The sequence below is a fragment of the Chryseobacterium sp. MYb328 genome, from assembly GCF_037572595.1.
GTDB lineage: Bacteria > Bacteroidota > Bacteroidia > Flavobacteriales > Weeksellaceae > Chryseobacterium > Chryseobacterium pennae.
This window is the reverse complement of sequence record NZ_JBBGZQ010000001.1, coordinates 1-24,160: the sequence shown is the minus strand read 5'-3', so window position 1 is coordinate 24,160 and position 24,160 is coordinate 1. Positions and strand designations below refer to the sequence as shown.

General features: G+C 36.2%; 27 protein-coding genes. 11 read left to right on the top strand and 16 right to left on the bottom strand.

Annotated features, from left to right (window positions below; translation table 11 throughout):
• Positions 1-57: 57 nt before the first annotated feature.
• Positions 58-1,209 (bottom strand): homogentisate 1,2-dioxygenase, encoded by a 1,152-nt coding sequence (locus WH267_RS00135; protein ID WP_340004609.1) that lies wholly within the window; start codon positions 1,207-1,209, stop codon positions 58-60.
• Positions 1,210-1,331: 122 nt separating this feature from the next.
• Between WH267_RS00135 and WH267_RS00130 the strand changes: the two genes are divergently transcribed.
• Both WH267_RS00130 and WH267_RS00125 read left to right on the top strand, forming a co-directional pair.
• On the top strand, positions 1,332-3,401 hold the full coding sequence (locus WH267_RS00130) for a TonB-dependent receptor plug domain-containing protein (protein ID WP_340004607.1): 2,070 nt from the start codon (positions 1,332-1,334) through the stop codon (positions 3,399-3,401).
• Positions 3,402-3,451: 50 nt separating this feature from the next.
• Complete coding sequence (locus WH267_RS00125) at positions 3,452-3,859, top strand: thioredoxin family protein (RefSeq protein WP_340004605.1); 408 nt, start codon at positions 3,452-3,454, stop codon at positions 3,857-3,859.
• A 356-nt stretch (positions 3,860-4,215) separates the two neighbouring features.
• Here the strand turns inward: WH267_RS00125 and WH267_RS00120 are convergent, their stop codons facing one another.
• The gene (locus tag WH267_RS00120) at positions 4,216-4,692 is read right to left on the bottom strand and encodes a cupin domain-containing protein (protein ID WP_340004603.1); all 477 of its coding nucleotides are present in this window, start codon (positions 4,690-4,692) and stop codon (positions 4,216-4,218) included.
• A 3-nt stretch (positions 4,693-4,695) separates the two neighbouring features.
• The gene (locus WH267_RS00115; protein WP_340004602.1) at positions 4,696-5,688 is read right to left on the bottom strand and encodes an NADP-dependent oxidoreductase; all 993 of its coding nucleotides are present in this window, start codon (positions 5,686-5,688) and stop codon (positions 4,696-4,698) included.
• A 91-nt stretch (positions 5,689-5,779) separates the two neighbouring features.
• Here WH267_RS00115 and WH267_RS00110 point away from each other — a divergent pair, with 91 nt between their 5' ends.
• Positions 5,780-6,169 (top strand): winged helix-turn-helix transcriptional regulator, encoded by a 390-nt coding sequence (locus WH267_RS00110; protein ID WP_340004601.1) that lies wholly within the window; start codon positions 5,780-5,782, stop codon positions 6,167-6,169.
• A gap of 70 nt (positions 6,170-6,239) precedes the next feature.
• Here WH267_RS00110 and WH267_RS00105 read toward each other — a convergent pair whose 3' ends face one another.
• The 4 genes from WH267_RS00105 to WH267_RS00090 form a co-directional block, all read right to left on the bottom strand.
• Positions 6,240-7,094 (bottom strand): glycine betaine ABC transporter substrate-binding protein, encoded by an 855-nt coding sequence (locus WH267_RS00105; protein WP_340004599.1) that lies wholly within the window; start codon positions 7,092-7,094, stop codon positions 6,240-6,242.
• Position 7,095: 1 nt separating this feature from the next.
• Positions 7,096-7,923 (bottom strand): ABC transporter permease, encoded by an 828-nt coding sequence (locus WH267_RS00100; protein ID WP_340004597.1) that lies wholly within the window; start codon positions 7,921-7,923, stop codon positions 7,096-7,098.
• A 1-nt stretch (position 7,924) separates the two neighbouring features.
• Entirely contained in the window at positions 7,925-9,175 is a 1,251-nt protein-coding gene (locus WH267_RS00095; RefSeq protein ID WP_340004595.1) for a quaternary amine ABC transporter ATP-binding protein, read from the bottom strand.
• A gap of 545 nt (positions 9,176-9,720) precedes the next feature.
• Entirely contained in the window at positions 9,721-10,086 is a 366-nt protein-coding gene (locus WH267_RS00090; RefSeq protein WP_115973893.1) for a DUF1304 domain-containing protein, read from the bottom strand.
• 65 nt (positions 10,087-10,151) lie between these two features.
• On the opposite strand from WH267_RS00090, the gene WH267_RS00085 reads away from it, so the two are divergent.
• The 3 genes from WH267_RS00085 to WH267_RS00075 all read left to right on the top strand — a co-directional run bounded on the left by WH267_RS00085 (position 10,152) and on the right by WH267_RS00075 (position 11,668).
• Positions 10,152-10,724: a Crp/Fnr family transcriptional regulator gene (locus WH267_RS00085; RefSeq protein ID WP_340004594.1), complete on the top strand. Its 573-nt coding sequence runs from the start codon at positions 10,152-10,154 to the stop codon at positions 10,722-10,724.
• Positions 10,725-10,787: 63 nt separating this feature from the next.
• On the top strand, positions 10,788-11,219 hold the full coding sequence (locus WH267_RS00080) for a DoxX family protein (protein ID WP_165852327.1): 432 nt from the start codon (positions 10,788-10,790) through the stop codon (positions 11,217-11,219).
• Between the two features lie 5 nt (positions 11,220-11,224).
• Positions 11,225-11,668, top strand: a complete 444-nt coding sequence (locus tag WH267_RS00075; RefSeq protein WP_340004592.1) for a carboxymuconolactone decarboxylase family protein — start codon at positions 11,225-11,227, stop codon at positions 11,666-11,668.
• A 265-nt stretch (positions 11,669-11,933) separates the two neighbouring features.
• Here WH267_RS00075 and WH267_RS00070 read toward each other — a convergent pair whose 3' ends face one another.
• From WH267_RS00070 to WH267_RS00045, 6 genes are all read right to left on the bottom strand, one after another.
• The gene (locus WH267_RS00070) at positions 11,934-12,902 is read right to left on the bottom strand and encodes a cyclase family protein (RefSeq protein ID WP_340004590.1); all 969 of its coding nucleotides are present in this window, start codon (positions 12,900-12,902) and stop codon (positions 11,934-11,936) included.
• A 361-nt stretch (positions 12,903-13,263) separates the two neighbouring features.
• A complete protein-coding gene (locus tag WH267_RS00065; RefSeq protein WP_340004588.1) occupies positions 13,264-14,247 on the bottom strand; it encodes an aldo/keto reductase in 984 nt (327 codons plus the stop codon).
• 9 nt (positions 14,248-14,256) lie between these two features.
• Positions 14,257-15,012, bottom strand: a complete 756-nt coding sequence (locus WH267_RS00060; RefSeq protein WP_340004587.1) for a type 1 glutamine amidotransferase domain-containing protein — start codon at positions 15,010-15,012, stop codon at positions 14,257-14,259.
• Between the two features lie 2 nt (positions 15,013-15,014).
• A complete protein-coding gene (locus tag WH267_RS00055; RefSeq protein WP_123321327.1) occupies positions 15,015-15,302 on the bottom strand; it encodes a putative quinol monooxygenase in 288 nt (95 codons plus the stop codon).
• Between the two features lie 2 nt (positions 15,303-15,304).
• Entirely contained in the window at positions 15,305-16,189 is an 885-nt protein-coding gene (locus WH267_RS00050; protein ID WP_340004586.1) for an NAD-dependent epimerase/dehydratase family protein, read from the bottom strand.
• Positions 16,186-16,803 (bottom strand): NAD(P)H-dependent oxidoreductase, encoded by a 618-nt coding sequence (locus WH267_RS00045; RefSeq protein WP_340004584.1) that lies wholly within the window; start codon positions 16,801-16,803, stop codon positions 16,186-16,188. Before WH267_RS00045 ends, WH267_RS00050 begins: the two co-directional genes overlap by 4 nt.
• 287 nt (positions 16,804-17,090) lie before the next feature.
• Here WH267_RS00045 and WH267_RS00040 point away from each other — a divergent pair, with 287 nt between their 5' ends.
• A complete protein-coding gene (locus WH267_RS00040; RefSeq protein ID WP_340004582.1) occupies positions 17,091-17,837 on the top strand; it encodes a metallophosphoesterase family protein in 747 nt (248 codons plus the stop codon).
• Between the two features lie 40 nt (positions 17,838-17,877).
• On the top strand, positions 17,878-18,777 hold the full coding sequence (locus WH267_RS00035) for a LysR family transcriptional regulator (RefSeq protein WP_340004580.1): 900 nt from the start codon (positions 17,878-17,880) through the stop codon (positions 18,775-18,777).
• On the opposite strand, the gene WH267_RS00030 is transcribed toward WH267_RS00035, so the two are convergent.
• Positions 18,751-19,230 (bottom strand): GNAT family N-acetyltransferase, encoded by a 480-nt coding sequence (locus tag WH267_RS00030; protein WP_340004579.1) that lies wholly within the window; start codon positions 19,228-19,230, stop codon positions 18,751-18,753. The genes WH267_RS00035 and WH267_RS00030 overlap by 27 nt on opposite strands.
• Before the next feature lie 538 nt (positions 19,231-19,768).
• Between WH267_RS00030 and WH267_RS00025 the strand changes: the two genes are divergently transcribed.
• The 3 genes from WH267_RS00025 (at position 19,769) to WH267_RS00015 (ending at position 22,365) form a co-directional block, all read left to right on the top strand.
• Complete coding sequence (locus tag WH267_RS00025; protein WP_340004577.1) at positions 19,769-20,644, top strand: aldo/keto reductase; 876 nt, start codon at positions 19,769-19,771, stop codon at positions 20,642-20,644.
• 173 nt (positions 20,645-20,817) lie between these two features.
• Positions 20,818-21,879: an NAD(P)H-dependent flavin oxidoreductase gene (locus tag WH267_RS00020; RefSeq protein ID WP_340004575.1), complete on the top strand. Its 1,062-nt coding sequence runs from the start codon at positions 20,818-20,820 to the stop codon at positions 21,877-21,879.
• A gap of 48 nt (positions 21,880-21,927) precedes the next feature.
• Positions 21,928-22,365 carry a lipocalin family protein gene (locus tag WH267_RS00015; RefSeq protein ID WP_123321320.1) on the top strand — a complete coding sequence of 146 codons (438 nt, stop codon included), beginning with the start codon at positions 21,928-21,930 and terminating at the stop codon, positions 22,363-22,365.
• Positions 22,366-22,418: 53 nt separating this feature from the next.
• Here the strand turns inward: WH267_RS00015 and WH267_RS00010 are convergent, their stop codons facing one another.
• Together WH267_RS00010 and WH267_RS00005 are read right to left on the bottom strand one after the other, a co-directional pair.
• Positions 22,419-23,210: a C-type lectin domain-containing protein gene (locus WH267_RS00010; RefSeq protein ID WP_340004573.1), complete on the bottom strand. Its 792-nt coding sequence runs from the start codon at positions 23,208-23,210 to the stop codon at positions 22,419-22,421.
• Between the two features lie 12 nt (positions 23,211-23,222).
• On the bottom strand, positions 23,223-24,014 hold the full coding sequence (locus tag WH267_RS00005; RefSeq protein WP_340004571.1) for a C-type lectin domain-containing protein: 792 nt from the start codon (positions 24,012-24,014) through the stop codon (positions 23,223-23,225).
• Positions 24,015-24,160 lie beyond the last annotated feature (146 nt).

Sequence of the window (24,160 nt, the reverse complement as noted above, 5' to 3'; positions counted from 1 at the left end):
CTTTTATATGTATTCAGTAATAGTTTTTTCTTATTTTATGAAAACACTATTACAATTTTATTCCAACCATGAAGTTTTGTAAGACGGATCTTCCACTTTTAAAGCTTCTTCCGTAATTTTTAAGGGACGGAAAGGGTCTACCATTACGGCATATTCTTCCGTGAATTTTTTCCCGATACTTCTTTCCATAGCTCCTGGATGAGGTCCGTGAACAATTCCTCCCGGGTGAAGGGTAAAATCCATTAAATCGATGTGATTACGGCTCATAAAATCACCTTCTGTGTAGAATAATACCTCATCAGAATCAATATTGGAGTGATTGTATGGGGCAGGAACAGCAAGCGGGTGGTAGTCATACATTCTTGCACAGAATGAACACACTACAAAGTTATGTGCTTCAAAATTCTGGTGAACCGGTGGCGGTTGGTGAATTCTTCCCGTAATGGGTTCAAAGTTTTTGATATTAAATTTATAAGGGTAGAAATACCCGTCCCAGCCTACAACATCAAAAGGATGTGTTGCATAGATGAAGTCTGTGATCTGGTTTTCTTTCTTTACTTTAATTAAGAATTCTCCTTTTTCATCTTTAGGTTCTGTGAAAACAGGAGCAATAATGTCTCTTTCGCAGAAGGGAGAATGTTCCAAAAGCTGTCCGAATTCATTTCTGTATCTTTTCGGAGTGTAAATAGGAGAGTGGCTTTCCAGTACGAAGAATACTGTATTTTCAGATTGTAATTCCACTTGGTAAATGGTTCCTCTCGGAATAATAAGATAATCGCCGGTTACAAATTCAAGATCTCCTACAAACGTTTTCAAAATCCCGGTGCCTTCATGTACAAATAAAAGTTCGTCGCATTCTGCATTTTTGTAGAAATAATCCATCGATTTCCTTGGCTTGGCCAATCCCATTTTAAGGTCATTGTTCATCAAAAGAATCTTACGGCTGTCCATGAAATCATCCTCAGGAGTTACATTCATTCCTTTGAACATTCTTGGCGTAATATTTTTATCCACTGCAATTTTCGGCGTTACATCTTTCGGTTCCCCGATTGATTTGATCTGCGTAGGACGGTGAATATGATACAATAGAGAAGAGATTCCATGAAAACCCTCGGTTCCGAAAAGCTGTTCATAGTAAAATTTATCTTCCGGAGATTTAAAGACTGTATGCCTTTTTTGTGGGATGTTTCCCGATAGATGATATCTCATTTTACTTTGATATGTAGTTTCTCAAATTTAATCATTTTTCATGAATTGGCTCAATCAAATATTTATGAACAAGTTTTGTATTTCAAAAATAATTGTTAGATTTGTCTAACAATTTTAATTTCATGAAGCGAATATTATTTTCTATTACTTTTTTATCCTCTTATTGTTTTGCCCAGGAGACAGACAGTTTAAGTTTAAATCAACATAAAAGCATGGATTCTGTAAAGGTTTCCAAGAAGGAGTTCAAGACAAGTAATATTGATGATGTAGTGGTTACCGGAACCATAAAACCGATGAGCAGATCTAAAAGCCCGGTGGCGGTAGAGATCTACAGTCAGAAATTTTTCCAGAAAAATCCTACTCCAAGTATTTTTGAAGCCATCAGTATGGTAAATGGAGTAAAACCACAACTGAATTGTTCCGTCTGTAACACCGGAGATATTCACATCAATGGTCTTGAAGGGCCATACACAATGATTTTGATTGATGGAATGCCTATTGTAAGCTCTCTTTCCACAGTATATGGATTGAGTGGAATTCCAAACAGTCTGGTGGATAGAATAGAAGTGGTAAAAGGTCCGGCATCTTCTATTTATGGTTCTGAGGCAATGGGGGGAGTGATTAATATTATCACTAAAAATGCTTTAACAGCTCCAAAGCTGAGTATAGATATGATGACCAGCTCATGGGCTGAGAATAACCTGGATCTTTCCACAAAGTTTAATATTGGAAAGAATGCAGCTTCATTATTAAGTTTAAATTATTTCAGCTTTCAGGAGAAGATAGATCAGAACAAGGATAATTTTACAGATACTACTCTGCAAAGCCGAATTTCAGTGTTTAATAAATGGAATTTTAAAAGAAAGGAAAACAGACAGGCGAGTTTTGCGATGAGATATCTATATGAAGACCGTTTTGGAGGCGAAATGCAGTGGAATAAATCTTTCCGCGGAAGTGATGAAGTGTATGGAGAAAGTATTTATACCAACAGAGCGGAAGTTTTCGGGTTGTATGAATGGCCAATGAAAGAGCATATTGTAACTCAGTTTTCCTATAATTATCACGATCAGAATTCTTTTTACGGAGCTAACCCGTTCAATGCGCTTCAGAAGGTAGCTTTTGTGCAAACCTATTGGGACAGAAGTTTTGGAAAGCATGATATTACAGCAGGGGTAACTTTTAAAAGAACTTTTTACGATGACAATACTCCGGGAACGCTGGCTTCTGATGGCGTAACCAATGCTCCAATGAAATCTCCTATCTGGGGGATGTTTGTGCAGGATCAATGGGAGATTAATGATAAGAACACTTTGCTATTAGGCTACCGTTATGATTATGATAAGGTGCATCATTCTGTGCATTCTCCAAGATTCGCCTGGAAATTCTCACCGAATCCGTATCATACGTTAAGATTCAATTTTGGAACAGGATTCAGAGTAGTGAACCTTTTTACAGAAGATCATGCAGCATTAACAGGCTCCAGAGAAGTGTTGGTGAAATCCGATCTTCAGCCTGAGCGATCTGTCAACGGAAATGTAAACTATATCTGGAAAATTCCGGTAGGAACAAGAATGATGAATCTTGATGCATCTGCATTCTATACCTATTTCAGTAATAAAATTGTAGGTGATTTTGATTCCGACCCGAATAAAATTATTTATGATAATCTCAACGGATACGGAATTTCCAGAGGAGCTTCATTGAATGTAGATTTCAGTTTTGCCTTCCCATTAAGTGTTAATTTGGGAGTAACATATCTTGACGTCTACCAGAAATACGATGATGCCAATGAAAAAACCCAGCAGCTTCATGCTCCAAAGTGGAGTGGAACCTATAATTTAACCTATAAATTTCCTAGTAATCTGACGATAGATTTTACAGGCCAGTTTTATGGGCCAATGAGACTTCCGGTTTTACCGAATGACTTCCGTCCTGAGTATTCACCATTCTATTCTTTAGCGAATATCCAGGTTTCAAAGAGCTTCAAATCCGGATTTGAAGTCTATTGCGGAGTGAAAAATTTATTCAACTTTACTCCTAAAGATCCTTTGATGAGGCCTTTTGACCCGTTTGATAAACATGCTGATGATCCCATCAGCAATCCCAACCATTATACTTTCGATACAGCATATGGCTATGCTCCAATGCAACGTATCAGAGGATTCCTGGGGGTAAAATATACACTGAAATGAGACCTTTTGCTTTATTTTTAATGTTTGTGCCCTGTCTTTATTTGTCTCAGATGAAGACAGGGACTTTTTCTGAGCTGGAGTATCTGCAAAAAGAATCTCCCAAGCCCGTTGTGATCCATCTTTATACAGATTGGTGCTCAGTTTGTAAAATAGAATCTTATCGTTTGAATAAAGATAAAGATCTGGTGGAAATAATGAACGATCACTTTTACCTGATTCATTTTGAGGCTGAAAAGACCAGGGAAAAAATCAGTTTTCAAGGAAAAGAATTTAAATATTTATCCAATGGAAATTCGGGAATTCATGAATTAGCCTTGGCTTTGTCTAAAAATAAAGAACAGCCTGTGTATCCGTTGTGGATTTTTCTGGATAAGAATCAGAATTTAGTATACTACCAGGAGGGATTGCTTACTCCGGAAAAAATGAAACAGAAATTGTTGGAGATTTCTGCTTTGTAATATGTTGGAATACGCTAAGGCGCGAAGTTTTTTCTTTTTTAATATGTTTTTAAGGCGCTAGGATTTTATCTCCGATAAAATTGAATGCTGCTTATTTTAATGCCACGAATGCACGAATAATTTATATACAGTTCAGAAACTATGTGCCTATTTGGTAAAGATTATTAAACCACATAGACATTATTCATAAGGTTCTGCAAGTATCATTTTATTCGTGCATTCGTAGCAAAATATTAGCAGCTTTGTCTTCGCTGAAAAATCTTAAATTTTCTTGCGTCTTTGAGATTTCTGACAAAAATTAAATTTCCACAGGTTTTACCAATCTTTTTCATCTGTGTAATTTGTGGGAAAGCTTTTTATTCTTGAATTTCTGCGTCTATTAAAACAGCTAATTGTATACAGGGCTGATCGGATCTGTTGCTCCATGCGTGGTTGGTGCTTCGCTGGATTACGATGTCTCCAGGTTTGAGAAGAGTTTCTCCTTCTTCCATAATGAGATGAAGTTCACCCGAAAGAATGATGATATAATCCAATGTTGGGGTCTGGTGCATCATTGGGTGAGGTTCTCCTTTTTTGAATTCAACGCCTAAATCTTTATCCGGTTGGACAACCACATATCGGAAATAGGTTCCGTTTTTAGGAGTTTGCGGAAATCCTGTGTTGGGAATTCGGCTTTCAAAGTCTAAACTAGCTGGCATTGTTTGAGTATTCCAGATGTCTGATATAATTAATCCCGGAAAATGTTCTACTGCATTTTCAACCTGCTGATCTTCTACAATAATAGATTTTCCATCTTTAATTCCTGTTACGATACGTCTTGGTATTTTGTTCATTAGTTATGAATTTTGCATGATGAGTTTGTGACCTTGAGTCTGGTTGTTTTTAAGTATGGAATGTGCCTGAAGAACTGTTTCCAATGATAGATTACCTATGATTTTATGTTGAGATGGAACGATGGAGCCATTTTCAATAAGTTCCGTAATTTCTTCCAGACTGTTTTTGTAATAATCATACTGTTTTACCATGCCGTAGGTGTAATTGGAGATATTCATAATCAAGGTTCCTTTGTTGAAAAGAAGTTCATGAGCTTCGTGGGTAACCAGGGCGGTTACATCTACATAGGTTCCATTGATTTTTAAAACTTCAGCCGTCACTTCAGCCATATAATTTCCAACCAGATCAATTCCGATGTCAAAAAGTTGCTGTTGATTGGCCTTTAAAATATTGTTTACAAGATTTTCTTCTTTGTAATTAATAATCTGATGATCTTTTAGACCCAGGTTGAGAAGCATTTGTTTATTTTGTTCACTGCCTACTGTAACAACGAAGTTTTCAATTTGGTGAGCCAATAAGATTTTAATTAAAAAAGAACCTACTCCTCCGGCAGCACCGGTGATAAGAATAGTTTGCTCCGGCTGTAATTTCAGTCTTTTAAAAATTTGTAAAGAAGTCAATCCTGCTGATGGAATAGAAGCGGCCTGTTCAAAGGAAATATTTTTAGGTTTGAGTGAAACAATGGCTTCCGGAACTGAAATGTATTCTGCATAAGTACCATTGCTTCCCATAGAACCGCTGCCACAGAATACTTCATCTCCAATGTTGAACTGAGTGACATTATTACCTTTTTCTACAACAATTCCCGATAATTCGCGTCCTAATATCGGTGAACTGACTAATTTTCTTTCCAGTTCATTTTCCAGCATTTGGTAATCGATGGGATTGAAGCCACTGGCTTTGATATGAATTAATACTTCATGAGCTTTGGGCTGAGGTTTTTCAGTAAAACCATCTTCAAGCTTAAAATCTTTATTTAAAATAACTGCTTTCATATTGTTAATTTGATGTACAAATGTAAAACGGGAATAGTTTATATTTGCTACTAGTTAACAAATGGTTACTAGTTACCTTGATGAAACTATTATGGCAAAAATTGTTGAAAACGGAACCGAAAGAGAAGCAACCTGTATAGAAGAATTATTCGCCATGCGCGACAGTTTGGATGTTCTGGGTGGAAAATGGAAATTGATGATCCTTCGTTATCTGACTAACAGAACGGATCAGCAGATTCATTTTAAAAAGCTGGAGCGCGGTATTGAAGGAATTTCTGCTAAAATGTTGAGTAAGGAACTGAAGGAATTAGAAACCAACCTTCTGATTACAAGAACAATTCAGGATACAAAACCTATTACCGTTACTTATGCTGTGACAGAATATGGAAAATCTGTATTTCCGGTAACAGAGACACTGGTAAACTGGGGAATACTTCACAGAGAGAAAATTAAGGAGTCGATGAACTCTTCTGAATCTTAAAAAGAGTAATAAAAAATCCCCAGACTCGATAGAGTTGAGGATTTTTAGTTGTTCTAAATAATTGACTCAATTACTTTTTATCTAACCATGCATTGACCAGTTCAGCATGTTCTTCCACCCATTTTTGGGCAGTGGCTTCTTTATTTTTACTGTGTTCCATTTGGATTAGGAGATCAGACATTGTTTCATCATCAAAATGGAGTTTAGAAAAGAATGTTGCCAGTTCCGGATGATCTGTACTAAAGCTTTTTCTTGCATAGGTTTTAATCTGTTCTGCTTCACCATATATTTTTTTTGGATCATCAAGAAACTTAAGTTTCATTTTACCAAACATCCAGTGGGGCTGCCATCCCGTTACAACAATCCATTCTTTACGTTGTATGGCATTCTGTAATTCAGTGATCATGGCAATGGTGGATGAATTGATTTGCTTGTAATTCAGTTTATAATCTACAATAGCTTTATCAGTTCCTGTTGTCAATCCTGCCCCTTTTTCAATCCCAATGATTCTGTGACTAAACTGTTCCTGATGCTGGTTAAGGTCTTCAATAGATTTAATGGGAACATATTCCGGAACTACCAGTCCTATACGGCCATTGTCATAATTGGTTCCAATATGCATTAATCCGGGAAATTTGGCCAGCTTTTTAGCATGAGTATAAGGAAGCCAGATTCCCATAAAAAGGTCTGTATCTTCATTGTTCATTGAAGCCAGAATCATATCGGTAGAGGCTTTCTGAATAATAACATGATAACCCTGTTGGTCCAGAATGGCTTTGGCAACATGAGTCATAGCTACATCTTCAGCCCAGCCATCTACCATTCCTATGGTAATATATTTAGAGTTTTTTATGTTTCCACATGAATTTAATGCAGCCAATGCGATCATTAAAATGGGAAAAAATAGATATTTTAATTGTTTCATCTTATTGTTTTTTCTTTACAAATCCCTGAGTAATCCTGTCGAGGATAATAGCCAGAATAACAACGGATAATCCACTTTCAAATCCCAGTCCGATATCCAGATTATTAATCCCTTCCAATACTTTTTCACCCAGACCACCTGCAGCAATCATTCCTGCAATCACAACCATAGATAAGGATAAAAGGATGGTTTGATTGATCCCTGTTAAAATAGTTTTCATTGCTAAAGGAAGTTCCACCTTAAACAGGATCTGACGGCTGGTTGCTCCAAAAGCACGTGCGGCTTCTACAATATCTTTGGGTACAGATTCTATTCCCAATGTTGTTAAACGCACCGCTGGTGGCATTGCAAAAATGATTGTTGCAAAAGCACCAGGTACTTTTCCGATGCTGAAAAATAATACAGCAGGAATCAGGTAAACGAAAGCGGGCATGGTTTGCATTAAATCCAGTAAAGGTCGAATGATTTTTGCTGCAATTTTGTTTTTGGCGGCTAAAATTCCCAGAGGGATAGAAAGGACAAGTGCGGTAATGGTTGCTACGAAAATAAGTGCCAGGGTTTCCATGGTTTCTTTCCATAATCCCATCAAAAATATCAAACTCAATCCTGCTGCTGTAACAATGGCAATACCTTTTCCGGCTTTCCATAATGCTAAGAGGGTAATGAAGAGGATGATGACATAAAAAGGAGTATTGATCAATACCCATTCAATCCCCATGATCGAGGCGTTTCCTACATGTTTTATGACATCAAATACTGGTTTTCCATTTTCAGTGAGCCAATTGATTGCCGTTTCTACATATTGGCCTATATCTATAATTTTATTCATCTTATTGGTTGTTTGCGATTTCTTTTAATTCAATGATTTCTTCTTCGTTAAATTTGGTAGCTTCTATGACAAGAGATAATTGGGTAACAAGACCTAAAAATTTATTGTTTTCATCTACAACAGCAATGGCAGATTTACTTCCTGAAATTAACGGCAGCATTTCTTCTACGGTCACTTCGGGATATACTGAAGGGACATTACTATTGATAATGGATTCCACCGTAGGTTCTTTCTTTTTGGCAATTCTGACAACATCATTAAGCGTTACAAAACCAAGGAAATTATTTTGGAAATCTACAACAGGTAAGTTTTCCAATCCTGTTGCTCTCATTTTTCTTAAAGCTCCTTCAGGACCGTCTTTCTTAAAGCGAACTACTGTAGCTTTATCGAACATCAAAGATCTGGCGGTGATAATTGTCTTACGGTCTACTTTCTCTACAAATGCTTTTACATAGTCACTTGCAGGGTTGGTCAAAATATCCTCAGCAGTTCCTATCTGTTCTATAACCCCATCTTTCATGATGACGATACGGTCACCGATTTTAATGGCTTCATCCAAATCGTGGGTAATGAAAACAATAGTTTTTTGTAATGTGTTTTGCAGTTCCAGCATCTGATCCTGCATTTCAGATTTTATTAAAGGATCCAGTGCAGAGAAAGCTTCATCCATAAGTAATACTTCCGGATCATTGGCCAAAGCCCTTGCTAATCCAACTCTTTGCTGCATTCCCCCCGAAAGTTGGGAGGGATATTGGTTTTCGAAACCATTCAATCCTACAATATCCAGGGCTTTCTGTGCTTTTTCATCACGGGAGGCTTTGCTTTCGCCTCTGATTTCAAGCCCAAAGCCTGCATTGTCCAAGATGTTGTGATGAGGCAGTAATCCAAATTTTTGAAATACCATGCTCATCTCTGTTCTTCTTACTTCCAGAAGTTCTTTATTGTTTTTACCGGTAATATCATCGTCATTGATATATACTTTTCCCGAAGTAGGCTCATTCAGCCTGTTAAGACAGCGGAGTAAGGTAGATTTTCCACTTCCGGATAATCCCATAATCACAAAGAATTCTCCTTCATAGATTTCAAAACTTGCTTTGTTGATTCCTACCGTGCAGCCTGTTTTTTCAAGAATTTCCTTTTTGGAAAAACCTTTGTCTAAAAGTTCCTGTGCTTTTTCTTTGTTTTTACCAAAAATAATAGTCAGATCTTCAACTTTAAGTTTTACTTTTCTACTGTTTTCATTTTTTTCCATATTCAGAATTTTTAATTAATAATTGATATACAATGTGGGGTATATCATTACATGATTAAACATTTAATCTTTTTGGTGTTGTTCTTTTGGTGACGAGTATAAAAAATAATTTGCCAAGCTTATAATGATAAAAGCTTATAACAAAAAAATAAAAGCATAAAGCACTTTGCCTTATGTTTATTTTAAATATTTCAATAGATTTTACTCTAGAAAAAAGAGTGTCTTATGTAAAAAGAAATTAATCTTTTACATGAATTCTACAATTAAATTACTGATGAGGTAATAAAAGATATGTGTACAGAACAACTTGAATTCCTACATTTCATCATAATGAAGGCTTTGTAAAAAACCTGTATATCAGATTTTTACGACGGTGCAAATTTACGGATTTTATTTTAAATGGATTTTTTGGGACCTAAGAAGCTGGTTTTAAGTCAGGTTATGAAGTGATATACTCATGGTGAATTTCCCCTTATCATTAAAGATAAAAGTGGTTCGATAATCCTGAATTTTTGGAAAAGATCCCTACGAAATAATCAATGAAATTACTTCAATAAAACAGCAATGATTGCCAATATTGCAGGGAGTGCCTGAACAAAAAAGATCTTCTTAGTAGCAGAAACAGCACCATAAATACCCGCTACCGCCACGCATCCTAAAAAGAATAAAGCTATATTATCCTGCCATTGCGGATCTTTAATCAGAAAAGACCAGATCAGCCCGGCAGCCAGAAAACCATTATACAATCCCTGATTGGCAGCCAGTCCCTTCGTTGGTTTGAACATTTCTGCAGGCAGGGCAGCTTTGAAAACTTCTTTTCCTTTGGTTTCCCATGCAAACATTTCCATCCAAAGAATATAGAGATGTTCCAGTGCAACAATTGCGATAAGGATTTTAGCAACGACTTCCATGATTTCATATTTTGTCATTGTAAAACTAAAAAAATAAAGTTAAGTTTGGGTATTCAATTCTAAAGATGGATAATTTCAAGGTACATTTAAATAAATTTATTACTGTAACAGACGAAGAGTATATTTCAATTTTTTCATTCTTTGAAGTATTAAAGGTGAAGAAAAAGCAAAGTCTGATGCTGGAAGGTGAGATTTGCAGAAATATGTATTTTGTGGTGGAGGGCTGCCTGAGAAAATATTTTATTAATGAAAAAGGAGTAGAACATACCACTCAGTTTGCTATTGAAAACTGGTGGATTACTGATACTTTTGCTTATGAAAGACAATTGCAGACAGATTTCAATATTCAGTCTGTGGAAAAGTCTACGATTCTTGTCATTGATTTTAAAAATCAGGAATTATTATTGGAGAAGCATCCGGTGATGGAAAAATATTTCAGAATTATTTACCAAAGGGCTTATGCTGCCTCTGAAAGAAAACTCCGTTATCTGGCTGAATATTCGAGGGAAGAATTGTATGTGCATTTCAGTACACTGTATCCTTGGTTTATTCAAAGAATTCCTCAATATCTTATTGCTTCATTTCTTGGTTTTACTCCCGAATATTTAAGTGAAATTAAAGCAAAATTACGTTCTTAAACCAGTTTAAGTTTTTTACGGATCAGATATCGGAAATTTGTCATGTGATTAAAAGCTAATGCAATGACAAATACACAAAATCAATTTCCTCAACTATTTTTAAGACTGGCTCTTTCGGTAACCATGCTTTCTGCAATAGCCGACCGATTTGGGTTATGGAGTGCAGAAAACTCATCATGGGGAAACATGACGAAGTTTGAAGAGTATACACGATCGCTGACCTTTTTTCTTCCGGAAGCGTTGAGTACCTTTTCAGCGTATGCCGCCACATGTTTAGAAATTCTATTTCCATTGATGCTGATTATAGGTTTTAAAACCAGGATTGCAGCCTATGGAAGCAGTATCTTATTATTGATTTTTGCAGTATCAATGGCTATAGCACTGGGACCTAAGGCACCTTTCGATTATTCAGTCTGGGTGGGAAGTGCAGCAGCTCTTTTATTGGCTGTTCAGCAACAATATTCTTTTAGTATAGATCAATTAACCAAAAAATAAGTATAATGAGCGCAAGATTAAACATTGCAACAGTAGATTCAGCAGCTTATAAAGCAATGCTAGGATTAGAGGGGTATTTACAGACAACTTCTTTAACCCATATTCAAAAGGAATTAATTAAAATCAGAGCATCACAGATTAATAAATGTGCTTTCTGCCTTGATATGCATACAAAAGATGCCATCAAATATGGTGAAACGCCTCAAAGAATTTTTATCCTGAACGGATGGACAGAAGCAAAAGAATTCTTTACAGAGGAAGAGCAGGTACTTTTGTCTATGACAGAGGAAATCACCCTGATCAGCCATAAAGGACTAACTGAGGAGACCTACCAAAAAGCGAAGACATTCTTTGATGAAGCTCAGATTGCACAGATTATTATGGCCATTGTGACCATCAATGCATGGAACAGAATTGCAGTGAGTACGCATCTTCCAGTTGCAAAATAATGGCAAAGTAAGGATGTTGGAAGTTAGGAATGGGATATTAATGAAGCCTGCATCATTTACAGACATTTACTTTATTTAACAAAATGGCCTTTCAAAACTGAAGGGCCATTTTAATGCAAGAAGCAGAGTGACAATGTAACACTGTTTTAAGTATTAATTCTAAAAATAAATTCTAAAGGTTAGTTTTATTTTTTTCAAAACCGGAATTACGTTGTCTCTCTTTTCTTTTATAGTAGGTTATAGGTTTTAAATGAGACCTCCATGTCTAGTAAATAGCGACAGGATTCACATTCACTTGAGTAGATCCTACATACAGAGGCTGTCCCAGTACGAATAAAAATTCCCAAACTTTTTGTTTAACCAAAGGGCGGCTGTCAATCAGCTCCAAGTTATAGATTCCTTTTTTAGCCAGCATAAATTGATTGATGGGGAATTCTTCTTTACTTTTTGGATTTGGATATACTTCAGAAGCCCAGGTATCACCACCAAAAGCAACAATCCCCTGATCAGCTAACCACTTGGCTGCATCCATTCCAATCCCCGGTTCCGTTTCTAAGAACTGTTTATTGTCTTTGCCTATCAATTCAAGCCATCCTGTATTGAAAAGAATAACATCTCCTTTTCTTAGCGTAAGATTCTGTTTCTTTAAAACAGCTTTGATATCCTCAACGGTAAATTCTGTTCCGCCTGGTACAATTGCTTTTCCATAATGGGCGACCATATCAAGAACTACACCTCTGGTAACAAAAGGGGGTACTTTTTCAATACCTAGTTTTTTTACGCCTTCTACAGTTACAAAATCAGTTGCTTTATTTCCGTTATAGTAAATATTGTCAATACCAATATGCCCGATCCCGTTAAGCTGAGTTCCTACACCGGTCCATCCATTCACCAATTCGTCATTGAATGTAAATTTGTTGGGACCTATGCTTTTTCCGCCCTGTTCTCCGGGTTGGATGTTGTATAGGTTGAAACTTCTGTGTCTGAAAGCGGGTAAGTTTTTATCAATAGGAACAGCAAGTGCTAATGTTTTACCTTGTTTTACCAATCCAAGTGCTTGTTTTACTACTTCGGGTGTTAATAAATTAGCTGCTCCTATCTCATCCTGAGCTCCGTAAGCAGAAGGATACCATGATTGATCTTCAGGATTAACAAGGGTTTGAGCGTTTAATAAAATACTGTTTATAGTCAACAGGGTGACCAGTCCGAACATTTTGATCAGATTCTTTTTCATTTTTAATGATGTATAGGGTGAATTAAGAAGGGAAGTTGGAAGCTGGAAGAGGGGAGTTATTGAAGCCTATGAACAACTGGCATTCCGTTTATTGAAATATGCTTCCTATTTTGCTTTCCTTGGTTAAATGAGAAGGGAAGTTGGAAGAGGGAAGTTTTTGAAGCCCGTAAGCAAGTGATATTTTATTGATCAGGTTGTTGTAATTATTCAAATTACAGACTGTAAGTTAACAATACACGCTAGTGTTTTCAATTTCATATTTCCATCTTACAGTCTGATAATAATTGGGTTCAAAGGACTGAAAGTTATTAATAATCTGACAGCACTTTCAACCTCCCTCTTCCAGCTCCCAGCTTATATATTAAATCTCGCTTAAAGCAGAATTGATGAAGTTTAATTCTTCCTGAGAAAGAGTGATATCCATCGCTTTAGCATTTTCAACAGCTTGCTGGGCATTTCTGGCTCCTGCCAATACTACTGCAATTGCTGGCTGCAGGGTAGTCCATCTTAATACCAATTGAGAAAGACTGGCTCCTTTTTCCTGAGCGATCGGTTCAATTTTTTCTAAGAAAGTTTTTACTTTATTTAAATCAAACTGAGAGAAATATCCGTTTCTGTGGTCGTTGTCTTTTAATTTGTTATCCTTGAAATATTTACCTGTCAAAAGACCTCTTTCCATTGGGCTGTATACGATGATTCCTGAGTTATTTTCTAAAGAATAAGGAACAAGGTCACTCTCGATAGCCCGGTTGAGCATACTGTAAGAAACCTGGTTGCTGGCTAATTTCAACGTTCTGTTAGCTTCCTCCATTTGGGCTACACTATAGTTACTTACTCCGGCAGCACGAACTTTTCCTTGTTGGATCAGTAGTTCCATAGCTTCCATCGTTTCACTGATTGCTGTTGTGCTATCTGGCCAATGAAGCTGTAAAAGGTCAATATAATCTGTTTCCAGTCTTTTTAAACTTTCTTCAACTTCTTTGATGATGTTTTCTTTAGAAGCGAATTTATAAACAGGAATTGTTTTTCCTTCCTCTTCAGCATCAAAGAAAAATTCTCCTTTTCCGTTGTTGCTTCCATCCCAAACTAAACCGAATTTAGTTAACAGCTGGATCTTTGAGCGGTCTTTCCCTTTGATGGCTTCACCAATCATTTCTTCACTTAATCCGAAACCGTAAAAAGGAGCCGTGTCAATAGAAGTTACTCCGTGATCCAATGAAGCGTGAATAGAGTCAATAGAATCCTGTTTTTCATTACCACCCCACATATTTCCACCGATGGCAAAGGCTCCGTGCGTAATTGCAGATAGCTCAAGATCAGTGTTTCCTAATTTTCTGTATTCCATTTTTTTGTTTTATTTATTATTGAGTTCTTTTAAAATTGCTTCTCCAACACTCTTGGCAGACTGTGGATTTTGTCCTGTAATCACTCTTTGATCAGTTACCACATGGTTTTGCCAAAGCCCGGATTTTTCAAACTTTGCGCCTCTTTCTTTTAATTTGTTTTCCAGCAAGAAAGGAACAACATCTGTTAATTGTACTGCAGATTCCTCTTCATTGGTAAAAGCATTGATCTTTTTTCCATCTACCAGGTATTTTCCATTATTCTGTTTGATATTAACCAAACCTGCCGGGCCGTGGCATACGCCTGCTACAATACCTCCGTTTTCATAAATGGTTGAAGCCATGTTTGCCAGTTCTTTATCATCTGCGAAGTCCCACATCGCTCCATGTCCCCCTGCATAAAAAATGACCGAATAATCTTTTGGATTGACCTGTGATGGCGTTAAAGAATGATCTATTTTGTTTTTATATTCTTTATTTTCCCAAAACTCTTTATTTACAGGGTCTTTTAAATCGAATCCGTCTACTGGTGGAGTTCCGCCTTTCGGACTTACAAAATCAATTTCATAGCCCGCTTTGTGAAGAACCTCCCATGGGTGAGAAACTTCTCCTAAGTAATATCCTGTGTTTTCTCCGGTACTGCCTTTTTTGTCATGGCTGGTGACAACAAACAATATTTTCTTTTTCATATCAATAGATTTTTGATGTTGTGCCTGGATATATCCTATTGTAAAAAGGGTAAGGAATAATAGTGTTAATTTTTTCATGATTAAATAAGATATGTGGTATAAATTTCAGGTTTTTCCTGAAGTTTTTCATCTATCAAAGCTCCGAAAGCTTTAATATAAGGCTGTTCATTATGCTTTGCTAATCCTTCCTCACTTTTCCAGATTTCGTAGAATACAAAATGATTTTTGTCTTCAATCCCCTGATGAAGATTGTACAATTCACAAGCTTCTTCTTTTCTTGTTTCTTTTACCATATTCTGAAGAACTGCCAATACTTCTGCCTGGTGTTCTTCTTTGGCTTTTATAATTGCCGTAAGATGAATTTTCATAACTAAATAAAATTTTCAATTGAGTTGTAAGCTGGTTTCCATTGCAGTTCTGTTCTTGCTTTGTCTGCGCTGCAGATACTATTGGATGCAAAACCGAAATAACCGCCAGCTGGTCCAAAATGATCAACAGCATCCTGTACATTTAAAGATCTGGCGGGCTCCAGGTTATATTTTTTACTAATCACTTCCGCAATATTCCTTAAAGATGATGCTCCGTTTTCAGCATAATACATAGAACCTCCTTTTGCTTTTTCCAGAGCCAGTACATATAGGTCTGCCAAATCTTCAATGTGTAAGTTGGACCATACATTTTCACCCTCTCCAAAATAAACACCATGCCCTTTTTTCTTAGAAAAATTGATCAGAGCAGGGATCTGGATACTGTCTTTTTTTAATCCCAGACCTTCCCCGTAAACCATTGTAGGGACAATAACTATACTTCTAATATCTTTTTGAGCAGACTGAAGAACATAATTATTGATAAGTACCCTTGATGCCATTTCCAGTCTTGGTGTTAAAGGAAAATCTTCCTTATAAACGAAATCACTTCTTTTACCGTTTTCTTTACCTCCGAAAATAGCAGATCCTGAAGTAAATATAAATGTTTTATGGCTGCCTTCCAGTGCTTTAATAAAATTATCTACGACATAGGCATCATCTGCAGAGTCAGCGTTATGGATGACAGCATCGGCATTGTCAACGGCTGTTTTTATAAGATCTTCGTTATGGATATTTCCAATAATAGTCTTTATTCCTAATGATTCCAGTTTCTGTACATGGGCTTCGTTACGGACCAGTCCTGTCACTTCATAATTCCTGTCGAGAAGCTTTTTAGCAACAGTCCCGCCTATATAGCCGGTAATACCTGTTATGAGTATTTTTTTCATGATACTAATTCTGCTTTTAATTCTTTTTCAAAAACGCTTTTCACATGTTCTCTGTAAAGTTTCATATCGCGCTCTATATTGGCGTTTTTTTCTACATCATGGAAATGAAAGCTTTCCATTTTTTGTAAGGATACAAAGGCATTCATTCTATGGAACCCAAATAAAGGACCTTCATCTACACTTTTCTCATCAAAGAATTCTCCTGGAAGTGTAAAAGCTGTTTTAGGGGCATTCCAGCTTGTAGTCAGCATGTATTTTCTTCCGCCAAGCATTCCGCCAGTACCATAATTGATCTCCGGATTGGCAGCATTTCTGCCATCACTCATATAAATCCCTTTGGCATGGCCAGCGGTGAATACTTCATCAATATATTTTTTGAATCCGTTCGGAAGCTGGAACCACCAGATTGGAGTATGGTAAATGATATAATCTGCCCAAACGAATTTTTCTACCTCTTCATGCTTGTCATAACCTTCACTTACGTTGGTGATTTTTACTTCTATATTATCAAATTCTTTAAGAACTGATACCGTATTTTCTGCGATAGTCTGATTATATTTTCCTCCGGAATGTCCGAAATTTTGTCCTCCGTTAATGATTAGTACTTTTTTCATTTTTTTATGATTGTTTAAATTTTACTCTGCAAAGTTAGGAGGGTTGTTTGTATAATAAAAATAATATAAATTATAGTAAAGTATCAGAATATTTATAATTTAATTTATAGGAATGATCAATAGTGAATTCGCTTTGCTTATCAATTTTGATGGCAAACCTCTATTCACTATTCATTTGAAAACAAAAATTGCTTGTCAACAAACACTGTTTTATGGTAAAAAGTCATGTCATATCTGAACAGGATTTCCTTTTCGTCTTGTAAATTTGATTAACAAATTGATAGACAATGATACAGATAGCAGTTTTCAGTGATGTACATGGGAATCTTCCGGCATTGGAAGTGGTGTTGAAGGATATTGAACAGAGAGGAATTCATCAGAAGTTCTGCCTGGGAGATCTGGTGGACTTTGCGCCTTGGGGCAATGAAGTTATAGAAAGAATTAAGAGTTTAAATATTCCCTGTCTGCTTGGAAATCATGATGAAAGAATTGCCTTTGATTTGCCTATTTTTCCTTTGTCTAAACATTCTGAAGAAGAAACGGCTGCAAGATTCATTGCGATAGATCATTCTAAAAAATATATTACAGAAGAAAATAAAAAGTTTCTTTCTGAGCTCCCTTTTCATTTAAAACTAAATTATAAAACAGGAAAAACACATTGGAATATCCAATTGGTACATTCTAGCCTTACAAGTAATGATACTTATTTGTATGAATCTGAGAACGATGAGGTCTTTATGGATATACTGGAAGATTCAAATGCTGATATGGTCATTATGGGACACACTCATTTATCATTTACAAAACAGTTTGAAAATAAGAAATGGGCAGTCAATTGTGGTTCAGTAGGGCGTTCCAAAGAAAAAAACAGACTGGCTTCTTATCTTGTGCTGACTTTAGATGAAGAAAAGATCATTCCTGAAATTGTACAATTGAACTATCCTCTTGAAGAAACAGCCCGTCAGATCGAGGAAAGCGGGATTCCAGATTATTATGCCTCATTTTTAAGAAATGAAAATATATTAATATTATAATTATTATGTAATTTTGTATCAGAATATTAATAATTAAGTCATGGTCAATTTAGAATGGTATCGTACTTTTAAGGCGATCTATAAAACCGGAACATTGACAGGTGCAGCTGATTCTTTATTCATTTCGCAGCCTGGTGTGAGCTTACATTTAAGTTCATTGGAAGCTTATGTGGGATATAAATTATTCGACAGAACCGGAAGGAAAATGATTCCAACGGAGAGAGGGAAAGTATTATTCAATGCCGTAGCAGAACCGCTGACCAAGCTGGAAGATGTAGAGAAAAATTTTCAAAAATCTACGGAAAAACATACTCCGACTATCAGTGTGGGAATGTGTTTTGAAACGTTTCAGACCACTTTGGAGCAATATGTTTCTTCATTACCTTTCAATCTGATTATCAGCTTTGGAGAATATCCGGAAATGCTGGATCAGCTTGATAAAGGTATTTTGGACCTCATCATCACTCCCAAAAAAGGGTCTTCACCTAATATACACCATGAAGCATTTTCTTCTGAGCAGATCATTTTGGTTGGCGGAAAAGAAGTAGATACAGAAGCGTTCAAAAAAGTTTTAAAAACAAAAGACGGAGAGCAAATCGAGGCGTGGCTGAAGAATGAAAAATGGTATGGAACCACCGGAGATATGGAGCACCTTTTTCAGTTCTGGACTTTGAATTTTGGTCACAAACCAAATTTCCGACCGAATTATATTGTTCCTAATTTAAATTCAATCATCCGTTGTCTTAAAGGAGGTACAGGATTAGCAGTTGTTCCTGATTTCTTATGCAAGAATGCAATTGAAAACGGAGAGGTAAAGCTGATCTGGGAAGGGAAGAAAAAACTGGAAAATACATTATATTTTGGATGTAGAAAAAAGACCAATTATCAAACAGAGATAGAACATATTAAAGGGTTATTTCGTAAGGTGATGGGTAAGTAGGACCATATCACGTATCTGCAAGCCGTTTTCATAAATTGGCGATGGATAGTTTTCAATAAAAAAATCTTTACGTATTCCTGTTTTTATGAAACCGTTTCTCTCATAAAACCTGATCTGTTGAAATCCCGTATCTGAAGTTCCGACACTCAGAATTTCATAATGATTGTCAATAGCAATTTCTTTGGCTTTGTTTATTAAAATACTTCCGATTCCTTTGCTTCTGTAACTTTCAATTACTGCAATATTTTTAATCTCAAGTTCAGTATCACTGTTTTGATGTAAAGCCATAACAGCAATATTTTGAGTTCCATCATGCAAAAGATAGACATCACATTTGAAAATGTATTGATCGATGGCTTCAGTGGTTTCATCGGCCAGCAATAACAATTCATAAGGTGTCTCCGATTCTTTGGCTATTTTATTAAAAGTATACTGTTCCATCTTCAGGTTCATGTAAATGATTTGGTAACCATTATTTTCACAAAAATAAAGAAAATAGAGACTTGAATCCAGTCATAGATAGAATTGTAAATGGTTTTGAGATTGGAAATAGCAATGACTCAAAGAATTTTAAATAATATGTTGTTTTCAAGGAGCAAGAAAACCGAAGATTTTCAGCAAGGATAAGGCTTCTAATATTTTGCCACGAATGCACGAATTTCTTTTACATTTCCACAAGATCCTTGTGTATATGATTATAATTTTTGAACCACATACATATATACTTTAACGTGAAGCTATGTACAATTTTATTCGTGCATCCGTGGCCATTATTTAACAGCATTCAATTTTATCGAAGATAAAATCCTTGCGTCTTAAAAGCATGTTGAAAAGAAAAAACGTCTTCGCGCCTTAGCGTTTTCTAACCTGTCATAAACACTCATTAAATAACATTTTTTTAACAAAAACAGTAAAATTGGTAGGCAAAATTTCCGTTTTTTTGTCGCAAATTTGTTTAATCACTTAATTTTAATGATTAAAATAAAAATTTATGCAAAAGAAAACCTACACAGGACAACCTGTAGTAACTTTAAATAACGGAGTGGATATTCCTGCTTTAGGCTTTGGAGTATGGCAGATGGAAGACCCAAAAGAATGTGAAAATGCTGTCATCAAAGCTATTCATACAGGATACAGAATGATTGATACAGCTGCCATTTATCAGAACGAAACTGCTGTAGGAGCAGCGGTAAAAAACAGTGGAGTAGACAGAGATGAATTATTTATCACTTCTAAAGTCTGGGTTCAGGACCATGGGTATGAAAAAGCAAAACTTGCATTTCAGAGAACCTTAGACAGACTGCAGATGGATTATCTGGATATGTACCTTATTCATTGGCCATACGGAGACTTTATCGGAACGTGGAAAGCTTTGGAGGAATTATATAATGAAGGAAAGATTAAAGCTATCGGGGTTTGTAATTTTACCATCGAAAAGCTTGAAGAGTTAAAAGCAAACTCTACCATTCTTCCTGTCATCAACCAGATTGAGCTGCATCCGGTTTTCCAGCAAAAGGAATTGCAGGTGTATGACAGAGAAAATAATATTATTACCCAGCCCTGGAGCCCGCTTGGGAATGGAAATGCAAATCTTCTGAGCAATACTGATCTGAAATCAATTGCTGAAAAATATGGAAAAACAGTGGCTCAGATCATTCTGAGATGGCATTTACAGGAAGGTTTTGTGGTAATTCCGAAGTCTGTAACTCCATCAAGAATTGAAGAGAACTTTAATGTTTTTGATTTTGAGCTTACAGAAGATGAAATGAATGTTGTACGTTCTTTAGATACAGGAAAGAGACTGTTCTTTGATCCTAAAGACCAGGAATGGGAGCAGAAAATGCTGAATTCTGTAGCGGATATTTAAAAATAAAAGATTAAAATATTCCCACAGATCCCACAAATTTCACGGATTTAGAATCTGCGTTATCTGTGAGATCTGTGGGAACTTTATTTTCTGTTCAGGAGTGAGGAATGTCATATCTTATTGAGATTGAAGCATTCTTATTTTTTGTACCTTTTTAATTAAAATAAATTCTTATGGTTTGGCCGGATACAATCAGTAAAAGATTAGGAGTGAAATATCCTATTGTTCAGGCTCCGATGTTTGGGGTGAGTACCATACAGATGGTTGCGGCAGCAGCTCGTGCAGATTGTCTGGGATCTTTGGCATTAGCTGATCTTTCAGCAGATGAATCCATTGAACTGATTAGAGAGACAAGAAAATTAACAGATAAACCTTTTGCTGCTAATATTTTTGTACATCATATTCCTGAAGTAACTGATGCTTTAAAAGATGAATTTATCAGAACCAGACAGTTTTTGGAACAGCTGGCAAAAGAAAATAATATTGATGTAAGGCTTCCTGATCTGGAAGACCTTAAAGTGAGATCTTACCATGAACTGGTGGATGCCGTTATTGAGGAAAACTGTAAGATCTTAAGTTTCACTTTTGGCAATCTGGATGATCATAGTATTCAGAAATTGAAGGAAAATGGAGTAACGCTGATTGGTACCTGTACTTCTGTAAGTGAAGCATTGGTTTTAGAAAAGTCGGGAATTGATATGATTTGTGTGCAAGGCACAGAAGCGGGAGGACATAGAGGAACTTTTGATACAGAGCATGTTCCTCAGATTGGAGGTTTATCTCTATTGTCGCAGGTATATGATCATGTAAAAATTCCGTTGATCTATGCGGGTGGAATTTATAATGGAAAAACTTTACAGGCAGTAAAAGAGCTGGGAGCGCAGGGATTTCAGGTCGGCAATCTTTTATTGGCTTCTCAGGAAAGTGCTTTAGAGCCTTTTGAAAAAGAAAAACTTAAAAAGGTACAGGAGGATGAGATTATGTTAACGAAAAGTTTTTCAGGAAGATATGCGCGAGGAGTTAAAAATAAATTCATCGAAGCTGTTGAAAATACTGAGTATATTTTACCATATCCTTATCAGAATAAACTGACAAACGGACTGCGTAAAGCCGCGAAATCTAAACAAAATGTTGACTTTGTGGGAATTTGGGTAGGACAGTCAATCCATAATTACAGTGAACTGTCAACAGAACAGATTCTGAGAAATCTCATATTTCAAATAGATGAGAATTAAATGAGATTGTATTATCTTAGGGCTTTAAATACAATTTAAACTTTAATCATGAAAAAGATATTTCTAGCATTGGCTGTATTTTCAGCAATGGTATCATGCAGCAGCGATGATGACAGTCCTAAAAAAGAAGAAGTTTCTTTAATCGGAACCTGGAATCAGTATAAAGGTGATTTTTATACTACTTATGATAACAAAACACAAACTCTTTATCCTAAGGGCTGTGAATCCCAGAACACTGTTGAGTATAATGAAACTGAAGTGAATGTTGTGAACTATGACAGCAATAATGAAGGCACATGTGTACCGGCTGTACATAAAAATGGAAAATACACTTATGATAAGGAGACTAAAAAGCTAACGCACGGTAAAGTTTATATTGTAACTAAAATAACTCCTACTGAGCTGGTTACAGAAGACCATAATACTGACTGGGATGGAGACGGAAAGTATGATGTGACAATAAGGTATTTCAGAAAAATCAAATAAAAATCAAAAATTCCTTTCAGCTTTTGAAAGGAATTTTATTTTGTAGCAAATATTTATTCATTGAACTCTATGATCAGTTGATTCATTGCTGAGCCGGTGAAAGTTGTTGTTGTTCCATTTAAATCATTCCACCTTCTTTCTGTGTTTCCGGCAGTATTATATATGTGAGTAGATCCTTCAGTTCCTCCGGAATTATTAGGTTCTCCTGTTGCAAACCAATTTTCTGTGGTTGCGGGGTTGGTAGACCAATTCATTCTGAACTCTTCTCCGGTAATCCACTGAAGTCTGTCTGGGTTACCAGGTCTTTGAATTTTATTAAAACCAATCCATATATTATTGGCTAAATTATAGCCTGTTCCTGAAGCTACTATATTAGTTGCAACCCAGATTCTTTCCGCATCATTAGGCATGGTAACCAGATATCCTCCCATTTGCTTTCCAAAACTGTATGCATTGAACCAGTTGACTCCTTGTGACAACTGATAAGCACAATAGATATGGTTGTTTCCTGTCCATTTCTTGCAACCGATTTCTGTAGCAGTTCCTCCACCCGGCACAGGTCCAGGTGGTTGTGGTCTTGTGGCTAAGGGTTTGGGATCATATCCCAATATAGAATTATTAAATCCTGATGATGTTCCGCCACCAAGGTCACTTCTGGAAATCTTTCTTACATTTCCATTGGTATCAGTAGAGAGTATATCATCAGTTGCTGCACCCTGGGGCAAAGTACGGGTTCTTAATTCCCCATTGATATCTAGTGTTTTTGTAGGATCAGCTGTGCTAATTCCGACTTGGGCGCTTAAGAAATAAGGTAAGATAATGAATAGTAAAATTGATTTTTTCATAAGTAGTTTTTATTATTCATTAAATTCAATAATAAGCTGGTTCATGGAAATGCTTGAATTTGTAGTTAATGTACCGTTTAAATCATTCCATTTTCTTTCGGCATTTGCGCTGCCTGCAAATATGTGTGTGGCTCCTTCCACACCTCCTGAATTGTTAGGCTCTCCGGGATTAAACCAGTTTTCTGTAGTGGCAGGGTTGGTAGACCAATTGATTCTGAATTCTTCTCCTGTAATCCACTGAAGCTGATCCGGATTTCCCGGTCTCTGAATTTTATTAAAGCCAATCCATACATTGTTGGCTAAGTTATAACCTGTTCCTGAAGCGACTATATTAGTATTAACCCATATCCTCTCAGCATCATTAGGCAGGGTAACCAGATATCCTCCCAATTGTTTTCCAAAACTGAATGCATTGAACCAGTTGATTGCTTGTGAAAGCTGATAGGCACAATAAGTATGATTATTACCTGACCATTTTTTGCAGCCCAATTCTGTGGCAGTACCTCCTCCAGGTACAGATCCTGGTGGTTGTGGCCTTGTAGCGACCGGTTTAGGATCATATCCAAGGATAGAGTTATTAAATCCTGATGAAGATCCTCCGTTTAGATCACTTCGGGAAATTTTTCTCACATTTCCGTTGGCATCAGCAGAAAGAATATCATCGGTTGAGGTGCCAGGATTTAAAGTCCGGATTCTTAATTCTCCGTTGATGTCAAGTGATTTTGTAGGTGCTGAAGTATTTATACCTACCTGTGCATATACAGAATATGGCAAGATAATTAAAAAGAAGAGTGCTTTTTTCATTAATTGTGTTTTTTGTTTTGCCAAATCTATAATTTTTTTTTAAAATATCGCTTATTTAAATGTTTGATTTTTATTATGTTATGGGTTTTGTTTAAGTGTTTTTTTTATTAATAAACTATGAATTTTAATTAAATATTGACTAAATA

What these genes read in the sequence shown, in the direction of transcription:
- WH267_RS00135 (WP_340004609.1), bottom strand. Translation starts at nt 1,209, where the DNA reads ATGAGATATCATCTATCGGGAAACATCCCACAAAAAAGGCATACAGTC.
- WH267_RS00130 (WP_340004607.1), top strand. Translation starts at nt 1,332, where the DNA reads ATGAAGCGAATATTATTTTCTATTACTTTTTTATCCTCTTATTGTTTT.
- WH267_RS00125 (WP_340004605.1), top strand. Translation starts at nt 3,452, where the DNA reads ATGAAGACAGGGACTTTTTCTGAGCTGGAGTATCTGCAAAAAGAATCT.
- WH267_RS00120 (WP_340004603.1), bottom strand. Translation starts at nt 4,692, where the DNA reads ATGAACAAAATACCAAGACGTATCGTAACAGGAATTAAAGATGGAAAA.
- WH267_RS00115 (WP_340004602.1), bottom strand. Translation starts at nt 5,688, where the DNA reads ATGAAAGCAGTTATTTTAAATAAAGATTTTAAGCTTGAAGATGGTTTT.
- WH267_RS00110 (WP_340004601.1), top strand. Translation starts at nt 5,780, where the DNA reads ATGGCAAAAATTGTTGAAAACGGAACCGAAAGAGAAGCAACCTGTATA.
- WH267_RS00105 (WP_340004599.1), bottom strand. Translation starts at nt 7,094, where the DNA reads ATGAAACAATTAAAATATCTATTTTTTCCCATTTTAATGATCGCATTG.
- WH267_RS00100 (WP_340004597.1), bottom strand. Translation starts at nt 7,923, where the DNA reads ATGAATAAAATTATAGATATAGGCCAATATGTAGAAACGGCAATCAAT.
- WH267_RS00095 (WP_340004595.1), bottom strand. Translation starts at nt 9,175, where the DNA reads ATGGAAAAAAATGAAAACAGTAGAAAAGTAAAACTTAAAGTTGAAGAT.
- WH267_RS00090 (WP_115973893.1), bottom strand. Translation starts at nt 10,086, where the DNA reads ATGGAAGTCGTTGCTAAAATCCTTATCGCAATTGTTGCACTGGAACAT.
- WH267_RS00085 (WP_340004594.1), top strand. Translation starts at nt 10,152, where the DNA reads ATGGATAATTTCAAGGTACATTTAAATAAATTTATTACTGTAACAGAC.
- WH267_RS00080 (WP_165852327.1), top strand. Translation starts at nt 10,788, where the DNA reads ATGACAAATACACAAAATCAATTTCCTCAACTATTTTTAAGACTGGCT.
- WH267_RS00075 (WP_340004592.1), top strand. Translation starts at nt 11,225, where the DNA reads ATGAGCGCAAGATTAAACATTGCAACAGTAGATTCAGCAGCTTATAAA.
- WH267_RS00070 (WP_340004590.1), bottom strand. Translation starts at nt 12,902, where the DNA reads ATGAAAAAGAATCTGATCAAAATGTTCGGACTGGTCACCCTGTTGACT.
- WH267_RS00065 (WP_340004588.1), bottom strand. Translation starts at nt 14,247, where the DNA reads ATGGAATACAGAAAATTAGGAAACACTGATCTTGAGCTATCTGCAATT.
- WH267_RS00060 (WP_340004587.1), bottom strand. Translation starts at nt 15,012, where the DNA reads ATGAAAAAATTAACACTATTATTCCTTACCCTTTTTACAATAGGATAT.
- WH267_RS00055 (WP_123321327.1), bottom strand. Translation starts at nt 15,302, where the DNA reads ATGAAAATTCATCTTACGGCAATTATAAAAGCCAAAGAAGAACACCAG.
- WH267_RS00050 (WP_340004586.1), bottom strand. Translation starts at nt 16,189, where the DNA reads ATGAAAAAAATACTCATAACAGGTATTACCGGCTATATAGGCGGGACT.
- WH267_RS00045 (WP_340004584.1), bottom strand. Translation starts at nt 16,803, where the DNA reads ATGAAAAAAGTACTAATCATTAACGGAGGACAAAATTTCGGACATTCC.
- WH267_RS00040 (WP_340004582.1), top strand. Translation starts at nt 17,091, where the DNA reads ATGATACAGATAGCAGTTTTCAGTGATGTACATGGGAATCTTCCGGCA.
- WH267_RS00035 (WP_340004580.1), top strand. Translation starts at nt 17,878, where the DNA reads ATGGTCAATTTAGAATGGTATCGTACTTTTAAGGCGATCTATAAAACC.
- WH267_RS00030 (WP_340004579.1), bottom strand. Translation starts at nt 19,230, where the DNA reads ATGAACCTGAAGATGGAACAGTATACTTTTAATAAAATAGCCAAAGAA.
- WH267_RS00025 (WP_340004577.1), top strand. Translation starts at nt 19,769, where the DNA reads ATGCAAAAGAAAACCTACACAGGACAACCTGTAGTAACTTTAAATAAC.
- WH267_RS00020 (WP_340004575.1), top strand. Translation starts at nt 20,818, where the DNA reads ATGGTTTGGCCGGATACAATCAGTAAAAGATTAGGAGTGAAATATCCT.
- WH267_RS00015 (WP_123321320.1), top strand. Translation starts at nt 21,928, where the DNA reads ATGAAAAAGATATTTCTAGCATTGGCTGTATTTTCAGCAATGGTATCA.
- WH267_RS00010 (WP_340004573.1), bottom strand. Translation starts at nt 23,210, where the DNA reads ATGAAAAAATCAATTTTACTATTCATTATCTTACCTTATTTCTTAAGC.
- WH267_RS00005 (WP_340004571.1), bottom strand. Translation starts at nt 24,014, where the DNA reads ATGAAAAAAGCACTCTTCTTTTTAATTATCTTGCCATATTCTGTATAT.